This is a genomic window from Rahnella sp. ChDrAdgB13 (assembly GCF_017655185.1).
GTDB lineage: Bacteria > Pseudomonadota > Gammaproteobacteria > Enterobacterales > Enterobacteriaceae > Rahnella > Rahnella contaminans.
Genome location: NZ_JAEMGT010000017.1, coordinates 76010 through 91063, shown reverse-complemented (window position 1 = coordinate 91063; position 15054 = coordinate 76010). Strand labels below are relative to the sequence as shown.

11 protein-coding genes are annotated in these 15054 nt (G+C 47.9%); 7 read left to right on the top strand and 4 right to left on the bottom strand.

Annotated elements, in window-relative coordinates; genetic code table 11:
• Positions 1-274 precede the first annotated feature (274 nt).
• Together purU and J8X26_RS06490 are read right to left on the bottom strand one after the other, a co-directional pair.
• Positions 275-1123: a formyltetrahydrofolate deformylase gene (gene purU, locus J8X26_RS06495; protein ID WP_101076920.1), complete on the bottom strand. Its 849-nt coding sequence runs from the start codon at positions 1121-1123 to the stop codon at positions 275-277.
• A gap of 46 nt (positions 1124-1169) precedes the next feature.
• Complete coding sequence (locus J8X26_RS06490; protein ID WP_208950468.1) at positions 1170-1634, bottom strand: YchJ family protein; 465 nt, start codon at positions 1632-1634, stop codon at positions 1170-1172.
• Positions 1635-1772: 138 nt separating this feature from the next.
• On the opposite strand from J8X26_RS06490, the gene rssA reads away from it, so the two are divergent.
• The 4 genes from rssA (at position 1773) to J8X26_RS06470 (ending at position 6369) form a co-directional block, all read left to right on the top strand.
• Positions 1773-2684, top strand: a complete 912-nt coding sequence (gene rssA, locus J8X26_RS06485) for a patatin-like phospholipase RssA (protein WP_152325907.1) — start codon at positions 1773-1775, stop codon at positions 2682-2684.
• Between the two features lie 96 nt (positions 2685-2780).
• Positions 2781-3794: a two-component system response regulator RssB gene (gene rssB / locus J8X26_RS06480; RefSeq protein WP_152325908.1), complete on the top strand. Its 1014-nt coding sequence runs from the start codon at positions 2781-2783 to the stop codon at positions 3792-3794.
• A gap of 214 nt (positions 3795-4008) precedes the next feature.
• Entirely contained in the window at positions 4009-5352 is a 1344-nt protein-coding gene (locus J8X26_RS06475) for a UDP-glucose/GDP-mannose dehydrogenase family protein (RefSeq protein WP_152325909.1), read from the top strand.
• 9 nt (positions 5353-5361) lie between these two features.
• Positions 5362-6369 carry an NAD-dependent epimerase gene (locus tag J8X26_RS06470; protein WP_165057115.1) on the top strand — a complete coding sequence of 336 codons (1008 nt, stop codon included), beginning with the start codon at positions 5362-5364 and terminating at the stop codon, positions 6367-6369.
• A 207-nt stretch (positions 6370-6576) separates the two neighbouring features.
• Here the strand turns inward: J8X26_RS06470 and hns are convergent, their stop codons facing one another.
• Positions 6577-6984, bottom strand: a complete 408-nt coding sequence (gene hns, locus J8X26_RS06465; protein ID WP_013575950.1) for a histone-like nucleoid-structuring protein H-NS — start codon at positions 6982-6984, stop codon at positions 6577-6579.
• A gap of 615 nt (positions 6985-7599) precedes the next feature.
• On the opposite strand from hns, the gene J8X26_RS06460 reads away from it, so the two are divergent.
• Positions 7600-8208 carry a thymidine kinase gene (locus J8X26_RS06460; RefSeq protein WP_165057117.1) on the top strand — a complete coding sequence of 203 codons (609 nt, stop codon included), beginning with the start codon at positions 7600-7602 and terminating at the stop codon, positions 8206-8208.
• 119 nt (positions 8209-8327) lie between these two features.
• Here the strand turns inward: J8X26_RS06460 and adhE are convergent, their stop codons facing one another.
• Positions 8328-10997, bottom strand: a complete 2670-nt coding sequence (gene adhE, locus J8X26_RS06455; RefSeq protein ID WP_152325912.1) for a bifunctional acetaldehyde-CoA/alcohol dehydrogenase — start codon at positions 10995-10997, stop codon at positions 8328-8330.
• 531 nt (positions 10998-11528) lie between these two features.
• Between adhE and J8X26_RS06450 the strand changes: the two genes are divergently transcribed.
• Positions 11529-12173, top strand: a complete 645-nt coding sequence (locus tag J8X26_RS06450; RefSeq protein WP_104921625.1) for a YchE family NAAT transporter — start codon at positions 11529-11531, stop codon at positions 12171-12173.
• A 1176-nt stretch (positions 12174-13349) separates the two neighbouring features.
• Entirely contained in the window at positions 13350-14990 is a 1641-nt protein-coding gene (gene oppA / locus J8X26_RS06445; protein ID WP_152325913.1) for an oligopeptide ABC transporter substrate-binding protein OppA, read from the top strand.
• Positions 14991-15054: the final 64 nt, after the last annotated feature.

The following is a 15054-nucleotide window of genomic DNA, read 5'->3' as shown; positions in this document are numbered from 1 at the left end:
AGGATTCGAACCTTCGAAGTCGATGACGGCAGATTTACAGTCTGCTCCCTTTGGCCGCTCGGGAACCCCACCACAATTTTCGTGGTCTTTACTCTTTTAAAATCATCATGCGCTACATGGATGATTTCTCGTTACAGCGGTTAGCTGCGAACGGGGCGCATAATACCAAATGAAACGGATGTGTAAAGCGCTGAAAGCGATAAAAAAGTTCGTTTGCGGTTTTTTTGCCCTTAACGGTGCTTCTCTGAGCGAAAAGCACCGTCAGGCGCGCGGATTACAGAATAACGGTGCGGTTACCGTAAACAAATACGCGCTGCGCCAGCACGCGGTATAACGCACGGCTGAGCACATTTTTCTCAACGTCCCGGCCAGCACGCATCATATCTTCAGCGGTATAGGTGTGATCGACGTTGATAACGTCCTGCATGATGATCGGACCTTCGTCCAGATTGTCATTAACGTAGTGCGCCGTGGCACCAATCAGTTTCACGCCACGCTCGTAAGCCTGATGATACGGACGTGCACCGATAAACGCCGGCAGGAACGAGTGGTGAATGTTGATCACCTGATGCGGGTAATGCTGGACGAAACCCGGCGTGAGGACGCGCATGTATTTCGCCAGAACCACATAATCAGGCTGGTATTGATCGATTTGCGCAATCATGGCGCTGTCATGTTGTTCGCGGGTCAGGCCATCGTGGCTGACCAGATGGAACGGAATATCAAAACGCTCAACCAGTGTTTGCAGCGTATCGTGGTTACCGATAACCGCGGCAATTTCCACATCCAGACCGCCGTAAGCCGCTTTCATCAGCAGGTCACCCAGACAATGCGCTTCTTTGGTGACCAGAATCACGATGCGGCGACGCCCGGTGCTGTTGAGTTCACGCACTGAACCGGCAGGCAGCGCGCTGTCCAGATCGGCGAGCAACGTGTTGTCGTTGAAGATCCCTTCCAGCTCGGTACGCATGAAGAAGCGTCCGGTGCGGTGATCCACAAATTCGTTGTTTTGCACGATGTTGAGTTCGTGTTTATAGCAAATGTTGGTGATTTTGGCGATCAGACCTTTTGCGTCAGGGCAAATGGTGCGTAACACCTTAGTTTGTACGTTCTGTTGCGGCATGAGGGTGTGGATCCTGTCGAATTCTCGTATTAATTAAGCAGCCGGTTTATTTACCGCAGCACTTCTTATATTTTTTACCCGATCCGCACGGGCAGGCGTCATTGCGGCCTGTCTGCGGTTTAATTCCGTCGATATAGTACCAGCGATCGTTCAAACGAAGAAATCGCGAGCGTTCATGGATGAGATGAACTTTTTCATCATCGGGCTCGGTGAAACGCGCCGCAAACTCGACAAAGCCTTCGTTTTCATCACGTCCGTCCTGCGACGCAATAACCTGCAATCCTTGCCAGTGCGTATTGGCGAAGCCTTCCTGTAAACTGCTGTGCCATTGTTCGGGCTGACAGTCCGGATGCCAGGTGGCGATCAGATAACTCGCATTTTGCATTGCATACGCAGTGTACCGTGAACGCATCAAGGCAGACGGAGTGGGCGCCACTTTTGTCTCGGAAAGGTATGGCTGGCAGCATTCTTCATAGGAAAGGTTGCTGCAACAAGGGCAAAGTTGTGACACGGGAACTCCTGAATCGGCTGCCGGTGCGCAGGTTGCGCTATTGAATGCACCAAAGTGATATGTTACCTAACAAACTTGCCGGGTGACAACGCGCTTCCCGGCCGATTCTTCACTATTGCGCAATATTAAGGTCATCAGATGAGCAGAAAAGTCACCATTGGCCTCGCGTTAGGCTCCGGCGCAGCAAAAGGATGGGCACATATCGGGGTGATCAATGCCCTTAAAGACATGGATATCGAAGTCGATGTGGTGGCCGGATGTTCCGTCGGTGCGCTGGTGGGCGCGGCCTATGTCAGTGGCCGGTTACCGTCGATGGAAAGCTGGGTGCGTTCGTTCAGTTACTGGGACGTACTGCGGCTGATGGATTTCTCCTGGAAACGCGGTGGCCTGTTGCGCGGCGAACGTGTGTTTAACGCCGTCGGGCAGATTATCCGCATCACGGATTTCGAAAAGTGTTCGAAGAAATTCGGCGCGGTGGCGACAAATCTGAGCACCGGGCGAGAACTGTGGCTGACCAAAGGGGATTTGCCTGAGGCAGTTCGCGCGTCCTGTAGCATGCCAGGCCTGCTGGCACCGGTGTGGCATAACGGTTACTGGCTGGTCGATGGGGCGGTGGTGAATCCGGTGCCAATCTCGCTGACCCGCGCTTTGGGGGCGGATATCGTGATTGCCGTCGATTTGCAGCATGACGCCCATCTGATGCAGCAAGATTTACTGACCGTACAACCTACGGGCGAAGCACTGGATACTGAGAAAGATCTGAGCTGGCGTGACAGAATTCGTCAGCGCCTGACCCGGCCAAACGCGCGAAAACCGAATGTCAGCCCGTCGGCGATGGAGATTATGTCCACCTCCATTCAGGTGCTGGAAAACCGGCTCAAACGTAACCGTATGGCAGGGGATCCGCCGGATGTGCTGATCCAGCCTTATTGTCCGCAAATCTCGACGCTGGATTTTCACCGCGCTGAAGAAGCGATTGAGGCCGGACGCCTCGCCGTTGAAAAGCAAAGAGAGCATTTGCTGCCCCTGATAAAAAATAGACAGTTCTGAATGGTTTAAAATGTGATTGCCGGAATCTGACAATTCTGCCAAGCAGAAACAGGCTTTATGAGCCACTATTAGAATAAGAAATTCTGGGGGACCCTGATGGACAAGCCACTTACAAGCAAGCATATTCTCATCGTTGAAGACGAAGCGGTTTTTCGATCTATCCTTGCTGGTTATGTAAGTTCCCTGGGTGCCACCTTTACAGAAGCGCAAAATGGGCTGGAGGCGTTGTCTCTGGTCGAAGATTATCCCCCTGATCTCATCCTCTGCGATTTAGCGATGCCCGAAATGGGTGGCATGGAGTTTGTCGAAAACTTAAGATTGCAGGGCAATAAAATCCCCGTTCTGGTGATCTCCGCGACCGATAAAATGACCGACGTGGCGTCGATGCTGCGGCTTGGCGTCGAAGATGTTCTGCTCAAACCGATTAATGATCTTCAGCGTTTACGCGAGGCGCTGCTCTCTTCTTTATATCCCAAACTGTTTTCTTCGCAGGCGATGGAGGAGAGTTCGCTGGTCCAGGACTGGGAAGCGCTGTGCCGTAATCCCAACGAGGCACAGCGTTTATTGCAGGAGCTGCAGCCACCCGTTCAGCAAACGCTGGCGCATTGCCGGATTAATTACCGGCAGCTGACCACGGCGGATAAACCGGGTCTGGTGCTCGATATTGCGGCGCTGTCTTCGAAAGATTTGGGTTTTTATTGCCTGGATGTGACGCGTGCAAATGAAAATGGCGTTCTCGCGGCATTATTACTGCGCGCTATTTTCAACAGTTTGTTGCGGGAACATTTGAGTAATCAGCATCAGCGTTTACCGCAAATGTCGACGTTACTCAAACAAGTGAATCATGTATTCAAACAAGCCAATCTCGACGGACAATTTCCGTTATTGCTGGGTTATTATCACGCTGAACAAAAAAACCTCATTCTGGTGTCTGCAGGATTACACGCTAATGTAAATACCGGGACAAATATGATACAGCTGAGTAATGGCGTTCCGCTGGGCACCACCGGCGCAACGTATTCCAATCAGATCAGTCAACGTTGTGAGGCGTGGCAGTGTCAGGTGTGGGGATCGGGTGGACGTCTGAGATTAATGCTCTCGGTTGAGTGAGCAAATTCTGACGCATTAATAACAATGTCTTCATAATATTGAGTATTTTTTCCGCAGGTTATTTTGCCTTTCTATTTTATCCCCTTCTTCTAAGACCTATCTTATGCAAAATATGCCTTTCCAGCGGCACGCGCGGCTGAAACTGGTATAATCCTGTTCGGAATTTTGGCTGTCTATTTTGCGTTGATTATAAATAACAAATAGGAATTCGCTGATGAAAGTAACAGTTTTTGGTATCGGTTACGTCGGACTTGTTCAGGCGGCGGTTCTTGCTGAAGTCGGGCATGAAGTATTGTGCATCGATGTTGATGCTAAAAAGGTAGAAAACCTGAAAAATGGGCAGATCCCAATTTTCGAACCAGGTTTAACGCCGCTGGTTCAGCAGAACTATGAAGCGGGGCGTTTGTTGTTCAGCACCAATGCGGCTGAAGGCGTGGCGCACGCAACGGTTCAGTTTATTGCTGTCGGTACACCTCCGGATGAAGATGGCTCCGCAGACTTGAAATATGTGACTGCTGTGGCGCGCACCATTGCCGAGCACATGACTGAACCTAAAGTGGTCATTGATAAGTCCACCGTTCCTGTTGGCACCGCCGATAAAGTTCGCGCCGTGATGACGGAGAAACTAAAAGAACGCGGTGTTGATATCGATTTTAACGTGGTGTCCAACCCTGAATTCCTCAAAGAAGGCGCGGCAGTGGCTGACTGTATGCGACCTGAGCGTATCGTTATTGGCACGGATAATCCGGATGCCATTGACCCTATCCGCGAGCTGTACGAGCCATTCAACCGCAATCACGATCGTATGATCCTGATGGATATCCGCAGCGCAGAGCTGACCAAATACGCTGCAAACTGTATGCTGGCAACCAAAATCAGCTTTATGAATGAGATGTCCAATCTGGCCGAAATGTTGGGTGCAGATATCGAAAAAGTGCGTCAGGGCATTGGTTCTGATTCCCGCATTGGTTACCACTTTATTTATCCTGGCTGCGGTTACGGCGGTTCCTGTTTCCCGAAAGACGTTCAGGCGCTGATCCGTACAGCTGAACACATTGGCTACCAGCCAAAACTGCTTCAGGCCGTTGAGCAGGTCAATTATCAGCAAAAATATAAATTGCCAACGTTCATTCAGCGCCACTTTGGTGATGATCTGAAAGGCAAAACATTTGCGCTTTGGGGCCTGTCATTCAAACCAAATACCGACGACATGCGTGAAGCATCCAGCCGTGTATTAATGGAACAGCTTTGGGCTGCCGGTGCAAAAATCAAAGCGTATGACCCGGAAGCGATGAATGAAACTCAGCGTATTTACGGTCAGCGTGACGATCTGGAATTGATGGGGACAAAAGAGTCCGCATTACAAAATGCCGATGCGTTGATTATTTGTACCGAGTGGCAGAATTTCCGCGCGCCAGACTTTGATGCCATTAAAAAGGCATTGAAAGAGCCGGTCATTTTTGACGGTCGTAATTTATACGATCCGGAACGTTTGGAAAAACGTGGATTTACTTACTATGGCATTGGCCGTGGTGCATCAATCAATCCCGTTTTGTAAGGAGACTTCATGAAATATCTGGTAACCGGCGCAGCGGGCTTTATTGGGTTCTTTGTGTCACAACGTTTGCTGGCGGCAGGCCATTCAGTTGTCGGTCTTGATAATCTGAATGACTATTATGACGTCAATCTCAAACTTGCCCGGCTCGCTCAGCTTGAGAATAAAGACGGCTTTACCTTTATTAAGCTGGATTTGGCTGACCGTGAAGGTATGGCGGCATTGTTTGCAGAACAGCGTTTTGAGCGCGTTATTCATTTGGCTGCGCAGGCTGGTGTCCGATATTCCATCGAAAACCCTTTAGCGTATGCCGATTCTAACCTCATCGGTTTTGTTAACGTTCTTGAAGGTTGTCGTCATAATAACGTCGGGCATTTGTTGTATGCCTCTTCCAGCTCGGTTTATGGCCTGAACAAAAAACAGCCTTTCTCGACGGAAGATTCTGTAGATCATCCGGTTTCATTATATGCCGCGACCAAAAAAGCCAACGAATTAATGGCTCACACTTATTCACATCTTTATGGCATTCCTACGACCGGATTACGATTCTTTACCGTATACGGTCCGTGGGGCCGCCCGGATATGGCATTGTTTAAATTTACCAAAGCCATGATAGCCGGGCAGAGCATTGATGTTTATAACCGCGGCGAAATGTACCGTGACTTCACTTATATCGATGATATCGCCGAATCGATTGTGCGCTTGCAGGATGTTATCCCGCAGCCTGATGCAGAGTGGACGGTAGAAGACGGTTCTCCGGCAAGCAGCTCTGCGCCATACGCTGTTTATAATATCGGTAATAACAATCCGGTTAAGCTGATGACGTATATCAGCGCGCTGGAGAAGGCTCTGGGCACGGCGGCGGATAAAAACCTGCTGCCAATGCAGCCAGGTGATGTAAAAGACACCAGCGCTGATACAGCGCCGTTGTATAAGGCTATTAACTTTAAGCCTGAAACACCGGTAGAGCAGGGCGTGCAGAACTTTGTTGACTGGTATCGCGGGTTCTATCAGGTCTGAGTATGTTTTTTCACTGAAGGCTGCCCGCGGGCGGCCTTTTTTATGAATTCAGCTTATTCTGATGGTTATTTAATCATCCTAATTTACTGCTTAGCATAGTTTTAAAAGCGTGAATTGCGAATGAGAAAACGCGCGATTTTAAAAGTAAAAAAAAGCCCGTCAGTGATGACGGGCTTTTTGTATTAACATTGCTGTTAATAAGGACAATTACAGCAGGAAATCGTCCAGTGATTTACCTTGCTCTTCGATTGCTTTCTTGATTACAGCAGGAGTACGGCCCTGGCCGGTCCAGGTTTTGTTTTCGCCGTTCTCATCAACGTATTTGTATTTAGCAGGACGTGCTGCACGTTTTGCTTTACCGGTTGCTTTAGTAGCAGCCATAGTTTGCAGCAATTCGTTAGGATCAATACCGTCAGCAATCAGCATTTCGCGATATTGTTGCAGTTTACGTGTGCGCTCTTCAATCTCAGCAGCTGCCTGAGAATCTTCTTCGCGACGCTCGTTCACAACAACTTCTAATTTTTCCAGCATCTCTTCCAGAGTTTCCAGAGTGCATTCTCTTGCTTGCGCACGCAGAGTACGGATGTTGTTCAGAATCTTTAATGCTTCGCTCATTATACTAGTCTCGAATTATATTGGTGGGGGGCGTTTGGTTAATAATAGAATGCTCTTTGCTATTCTGCAATAGCCAATTTGTTTGCCTGACCTTAATTTACGCATTTAAAGCAAACAATGTTTATCGTATCAAAATATAGTTGGGGCCAGACCGGCTATTTATCTGGGGGTCATAACCCGCGTTTCAATACTTTGCCAGGGGTTATTGTTGCTTTTCATAAGGAGTTTTATAAGCATGCGATTGTTCACAAAATTAAAGGATAAGTGAAGACATTCAATGTAAAGATATGGCAAAAGAGAGCGCGAAGATCCTGCGCGGTGAATGATCAATACATTGGATCTCCATGGGATCACCCATTAATGTATAGACAATTCAATTATGCCGATCCTGTAACATATAAGGAGTACATCCGCCGGTAATGAGTAACGTTAACTAATTATCATCTAATGCTTTTATAATCTCTGTTTGTAAGTTTCTGTGTTTTTTTCAAATGCAATGTCACATCGACCGGAAGGGGAGAATCCCTTTCTACTTATTGTTATAGGCTGGCTGGCGTGTGGTACAATAGCCGCCGAAATTTTATGCCATCCAATACAATATGGGGTCACTGTTTCATGGCTCAGCTTTATTTTTATTACTCGGCAATGAATGCCGGTAAGTCTACCTCGTTGTTGCAATCTTCATATAATTATCAAGAACGTGGTATGCGTACGCTGGTACTGACTGCTGAATTAGATCATCGTTTTGGCGTCGGGAAAGTCAGCTCCCGTATCGGGCTGTCGTCCGATGCAGAGCTTTATAATAAAGACACTGAGCTCTTTAATCTGATAGCGCAGGAGAACCGCTCACAGCGTCTGAGCTGCGTTTTGATAGATGAGTGCCAGTTCCTTACCAAGTCGCAGGTATCGCAGCTCACAGACGTTGTAGATGATCTGGATGTTCCTGTGCTTTGTTATGGGCTGCGGACGGATTTCCGTGGCGAGCTTTTTGAGGGCAGTGAATATTTACTGGCCTGGGCGGACAAGCTGGTTGAGCTCAAAACGATTTGCCATTGTGGCCGTAAGGCAAACCGTAATCTGCGTTTAGATGAAAATGGCAACGCGCTTCACGATGGCGCGCAGGTTGTTATTGGCGGGGATGAAAGTTACGTTTCAGTGTGCCGTAAGCATTACAAAGAGGCGATGGCAGCTATTGACACGAAGGATGACCTAACGTCCGTCTGAGGCCATTACAGCTCGTCTGGAAAGGGTGATGTCGTCAGGATAAACCGTTTAGCCAACTTTGTTCCCTGAAATAAAAAACCCGCCTTCCGGCGGGTTTTTTATTTCAGAATCTCAGCAGATTATTTTTTGCTGGTTTTCTTCTCAGCTTTAGGCGCTGCAACAACCACTTCTTCAGCAACTTCTTCGCTGAATTCGCGACCGTAGTAGGTATCCATCAGAATCTGTTTCAGTTCTGCAATCAGAGGGTAACGTGGGTTAGCACCGGTACACTGATCATCGAACGCATCTTCAGACAGTTTATCTACTTTAGCCAGGAAGTCTGCTTCCTGAACGCCAGCTTCACGGATAGACGTTGGGATGCCGAGTTCCGCTTTGATTTCATCCAACCAGTTCAGCAGTTTTGCAATTTTCTGTGCAGTACGGTCACCAGGAGCACCCAGACCCAGATGGTCAGCGACTTCTGCGTAACGACGACGCGCTTGCGGGCGGTCATACTGACTGAAAGCAGTCTGTTTAGTTGGGTTATCGTTGGCGTTGTAGCGAATCACGTTAGAAATCAACATGGCGTTAGCAAGGCCGTGTGGGATATGGAACTCAGAACCCAGTTTGTGGGCCATTGAGTGGCAAACCCCCAGGAAGGCGTTGGCAAACGCGATACCCGCGATAGTTGCCGCATTGTGAACACGTTCACGAGCAACTGGGTTTTTAGCACCGTCTTTGTAGCTGGCTGGCAGGTTTTCTTTCAGCAATTTCAGGGCCTGCAGAGCCTGACCGTCAGAATATTCGTTAGCCAGTACAGAAACGTAAGCTTCAAGTGCGTGAGTCACCGCATCCAGACCACCGAAGGCGCACAGTGATTTAGGCATGTTCATGACGAGGTTTGCGTCAACGATAGCCATATCAGGTGTCAGCGCATAGTCAGCCAGTGGATATTTCTGACCGGTTGCATCGTCGGTGACAACAGCGAACGGAGTCACTTCAGAACCTGTACCGGAAGTGGTGGTGACGGCAATCATTTTCGCTTTCACGCCCATTTTCGGGAATTTGTAGATACGTTTACGGATATCCATAAAGCGCAGCGCCAAATCTTCAAACTGAGTGTCCGGGTGTTCGTACAGAACCCACATGATCTTCGCGGCGTCCATTGGGGAACCGCCACCCAGAGCGATGATAACGTCTGGTTTGAAGGAATTCATTTGCTCAGCACCTTTACGAACGATGCTCAGAGTTGGATCCGCTTCAACTTCGAAGAACACTTCAGTTTCAATGCCGTGACCTTTCAGAACGCTGGTGATCTGGTCAGCATAGCCGTTGTTGAACAGGTAACGGTCAGTCACGATGAAAGCGCGTTTCGCTCCATCCGTTGCCACTTCTTCCAGCGCGATTGGCAGTGAGCCACGGCGGAAGTAGATTGATTTCGGAAGTTTATGCCACAACATGTTTTCTGCTCGCTTCGCTACAGTTTTCTTGTTGATCAAGTGTTTAGGACCGACGTTTTCAGAGATGGAGTTACCACCCCATGAACCGCAACCCAGCGTCAGAGACGGAGCAAGTTTGAAGTTATACAGGTCACCGATACCACCCTGTGAAGCCGGGGTGTTGATCAGGATACGTGCGGTTTTCATTTTGTTGCCAAAATAGTTCACACGTTCTGGTTGGTTGTCCTGGTCTGTGTACAGACAAGATGTGTGGCCGATACCGCCCATTTCTACCAGTTTCTCAGCTTTGTTTACCGCATCTTCGAAATCTTTAGCGCGGTACATTGCCAGGGTAGGGGACAGTTTTTCGTGTGCAAACGGTTCAGATTCGTCAACAACACTGACTTCGCCGATTAACACTTTGGTGTTAGCAGGAACTTTGATGCCGGCCATTTCAGCAATTTTCACTGCTGGCTGACCTACGATAGCAGCGTTGAGGCCACCGTTTTTAAGGATGATATCAGAAACCGCTTTCAGCTCTTTGCCCTGCAGCATGTAGCCGCCGTGGGAAGCAAAACGTTCACGAACTGCGTTATAAGCAGAATCAACGACGATAATGGACTGTTCAGAAGCACAGATTACGCCGTTATCGAAGGTTTTAGACATCAGAACAGAAGCGACAACACGTTTGATGTCGGCAGTTTCGTCAACAACAACTGGGGTGTTACCTGCACCTACACCGATCGCTGGTTTACCAGAGCTGTATGCGGCTTTAACCATGCCAGGACCACCGGTTGCCAGAATCAGGTTCAGGTCAGGGTGATGCATTAATTGGTTAGACAGTTCTACACTTGGTTCATCAATCCAGCCAATGATGTCTTTTGGTGCACCTGCAGCGATAGCGGCTTGCAGCACGATATCAGCAGCTTTGTTGGTCGCATTTTTTGCACGTGGGTGCGGGGAGAAGATGATGCCGTTACGGGTTTTCAGGCTAATAAGCGCTTTGAAAATCGCAGTAGAAGTTGGGTTGGTGGTTGGAACAATACCGCAGATCAGGCCGATTGGCTCAGCGATAGTGATGGTACCGAAAGTATCATCCTGACCCAGAATGCCACAGGTCTTTTCATCTTTGTAAGCATTGTAGATATATTCAGAGGCGAAGTGGTTTTTGATCACTTTGTCTTCGACGATACCCATTCCGGATTCTTCAACAGCCAGTTTGGCAAGGAGAATTCGAGAATCGGCAGCAGCCAGGGCGGCGGCAGCGAAAATCTTATCTACTTGTTCTTGACTGAAGTTGGCATATTCGCGCTGTGCCTTCTTGACTCGTGCTACGAGTGCGTTTAGTTCAGCGACATTTGTTACAGCCATAATGCTCTCCTGATAAAGTTAAACTCTTTTAGTAAATAATCTGCCAAAGACTAGTATAGACCTGCTATCAGTCACCGTGAGAAACTAATTAATGCTAAAGATCTCAATGTGTTGTCTTTGTCTCTTTATTTGCTCAAAGAGCTTTCAGTTGTGAAGCACCGGGTAAAGTCGATATCTTTTAAATCGCCTCTATCACTGAACGTTTTGTCTTCAAGTAACGCTGAGTGACTATGTACTGAGCTTACCTATTTGTAGGCAAGGTGAATTTGATCTGGATCACTGAATACCGATGCTGACACCATTCAGCAGTGTGTTGTTGAGAATGATTATCAAATTTACCCATGGATAATACAGTTTAGTAGCTAAAGTTATCAATAAAAAAACTCATTTTTAACAAAAGCCTTATTCACTGCCTTTATTTCTAAATCTGGTGATAAAAACTATGAAACGGCGTGGCGCCTTTACGGGGATTCCAGTACATTAGCGCCCATCAAAACCTTCTTCTGCTGGCATATTTGTGCGGAGTTCTGCGTGAGCCAATCTTTATTAGATTTTTCAGGGTATATCAAATTTTTCGTCGGCCTGTTTGCACTGGTCAACCCGGTAGGGATCTTGCCGGTCTTTATCAGCATGACCAGCTATCAGGCAGCGGCGGGACGTAATAAGACCAACATGACAGCCAACCTGTCAGTGGCCATTATTTTGTCGACGGCGCTTTTCCTTGGCGACGCGATTTTGCACCTGTTCGGGATTTCCATTGATTCGTTCCGTATTGCCGGCGGGATCCTGGTGGTGACGATAGCGATGTCGATGATCAGCGGAAAGCTGGGTGAAGATAAGCAGAACAAGCAGGAGAAATCAGAAACGGCAATCCGTGAAAATGTAGGCGTGGTTCCGCTGGCCTTGCCGCTGATGGCCGGACCGGGTGCGATAAGCTCGACGATTGTCTGGAGTTCACGGTACAACGGCTGGCAGAATCTGCTGGGGTTGACCGTTGCAATCATCTTCTTTGCATTCTGTTGCTGGCTGCTGTTCCGTGCGGCACCTTTATTAGTCCGCCTGTTAGGGCAAACCGGCATCAACGTCATTACCCGTATCATGGGTCTTTTACTGATGTCACTCGGTATTGAGTTTATCGTCACCGGTATTAAAGCTATTTTCCCCGGTTTGCTCTGATTCTTAGCCTGCAAATTCTCGCGGATACATTAACCTTATCCGTGAGAATTATTACTCCTTCTTATAATCCTGTGCATTATTATAGTGCAGCTAATGACTTAATTGAGAGCATTTGCACCCTAATGTGGCGTAAATCTACATTTCACCTTCCTTTTTAATCCAAGTCTCCATTTATTCTAATAAACTTAGCTAATTCTTCGCTAAATACCGTTATTTATTGCCCGTATTGCCGTTAATTTACCCACATCATTCTGTAAGGCTTGTGCAGGCCGTACCGAGATGTTATTAGTGTTAACACAGCAGTTAACAGCGCTTTATCCTTGAAATCATCCGATTGTTAACTGATTGTGTCAGAGCAATTCCTGAACAACCGTCTTTACAAAAAAGTGTGAGAAATACCGTATTAACTCAACATATAACAATGGGTTAAGTGCTATTTCTGATGTGAGGTCGCGGGTGTCCTTCCGGCACGCTTAACGCATAAAAGAGAATTACGTAACAAATTTGCAAAATTTATTGGCGCCCGTATCAGGCTTCTGATAATTTTCAAATCGTCTTCAAAAATGGAATTTTGTTTAGAGTCATGCTCTGAGTGAGAATGAATCTTGCCAGGCGTAGAGAGATTGAAGCAATTTCATTTGTTTTGGAGAGTGTCGTGTCATCATGCGTATCACAAAATTATCCTCGCTCGCTTTCCGTGAAAAGAAAGTCAGGCATTGAGATGACGACAATTAACAACCTTGCGTTGACTCTCCCGATTCAACAAAACAAATCTTCAGTACTTCTTCTGATTAAAATGAATGACAGCGCTTAACTGCGACGGATTTTCTATCGCCTTAATCCGGGTTAAAAGAAAATAATCGGGTGAAGTACAGAAATAACAGAATGTGATTGCCTGGTGTGCGACTGAACATTGTGAAGTTACGTACGGGGTTATCAAATGGAGTGGGATCATCCTTAACGATCCCGGAAACCGCACGGCGAATACAGCCTGACGTTTCATCAAACCTGAGATGTAGCAACATGCAGTAATAGGGGACAGCCATCTGCGGGTGGTACTACATGGGGGGCCTTTCTCGAGCAATTCGTTCCTGCTTTTGAAACCCATTGACCCAGCAAGGGTTTATCTTGCACCCGGGCGTGCAAGTTCATAATAAAAATTGGAGTTAAATAAAAATGACCAACATCACAAAAAAAAATCTGCTGGCTGCATGCATCATGGCTGCGGTGGGAACAATTTCTATCAATAACGCAGTTGCGGCCAATGTGCCTGCCGGCGTAACTCTGGCGGCTAAACAAGAACTGGTGCGTAATAACGGTTCTGAAGTTCAGTCACTTGACCCGCATAAAGTTGAAGGCGTGCCGGAATCAAACGTAATCCGTGACCTGCTTGAAGGCCTAGTTAATACCGACAGCAAAGACGGCAGCGTAATCCCCGGCGTAGCAACCAGCTGGGATAACAAAGATTTTAAAGTCTGGACCTTCCACCTGCGTCCGGAAGCTAAATGGTCAAATGGCGATCCTGTCACTGCAGAAGATTTCGTTTACAGCTGGCAGCGCCTGGCTGACCCGAAAACCGCTTCTCCATATGAGAGCTATCTGCAATACGGTCACATCGAAAACATCGATGACATCATCAGCGGCAAAAAAAGCCCTGATACCTTGGGTGTGAAGGCGATTGATGACCATACCCTGCAAGTGACACTGACCGAACCTGTTCCGTATTTCGTAAAAATGCTGTCTCACACCGCGATGAAGCCGGTAAACAAAAAAGTGGTTGAGAAATTTGGCGACAAATGGACTCAGCCTGAAAATTATGTGAGCAACGGCGCGTACACCCTGAAAGCCTGGACCGTCAACGAACGTATCGTTCTGGAACGTAGCCCGACTTACTGGGACAACGCGAAAACTGTGATCAACCAGGTGACTTACCTGCCAATCTCTTCTGAAGTGACAGACGTAAACCGCTACCGCAGCGGCGAAATCGACATGACTTACAACAACATGCCGATCGAACTGTTCCAGAAACTGAAAAAAGAAATCCCGGCTGAGGTTCATGTTGACCCGTATCTGTGTACTTACTACTACGAAATCAACAACCAGAAAGCGCCATTCACCGATTCCCGCGTTCGTGAAGCTTTGAAACTGGGTCTGGATCGCGACATCATCGTGAACAAAGTGAAAGCGCAGGGCGATCTGCCAGCGTACGGCTACACACCGCCTTACACCGATGGCGCAAAACTGACGCCTCCGGCCTGGTTCAAAGAAACGCAGGAACAACGTAACGAGCAGGCGAAAAAACTGCTGGCCGAAGCAGGTTACACTTCCGCTAAGCCTCTGACGTTTGATCTGCTGTACAACACCTCTGATCTGCACAAAAAACTGGCTATCGCTGCTGCCGCTATCTGGAAGAAAAACCTGGGCGTTGACGTTAAACTGGTCAACCAGGAATGGAAAACCTTCCTCGACAGCCGCCATCAGGGCAACTTCGACGTTGCACGTGCAGGCTGGTGCTCTGATTACAACGAACCTTCTTCCTTCCTGAACACCATGTTGTCTGACAGCAGCAACAACACTGCGCACTATAAGAGCCCGGCGTTTGATAAAGACATCGCTGATACTCTGAATGTGAAAACTGACGAAGAACGCGCTGCGCTGTATCAGAAAGCGGAAGCTCAGCTGGATAAAGACTCTGCTATCGTGCCTGTTTATTACTACGTGAACGCCCGTCTGGTGAAACCTTACGTCGGTGGTTACACCGGTAAAGATCCACAAGACAACGTCTACGTGAAAGATCTGTACATCATCAAACACTAATTAAATAGTGCAGAGCAGGGCATCCCCGAGCTGCCCTGCTCGTTGTATTTTGATGAAGGTAAAG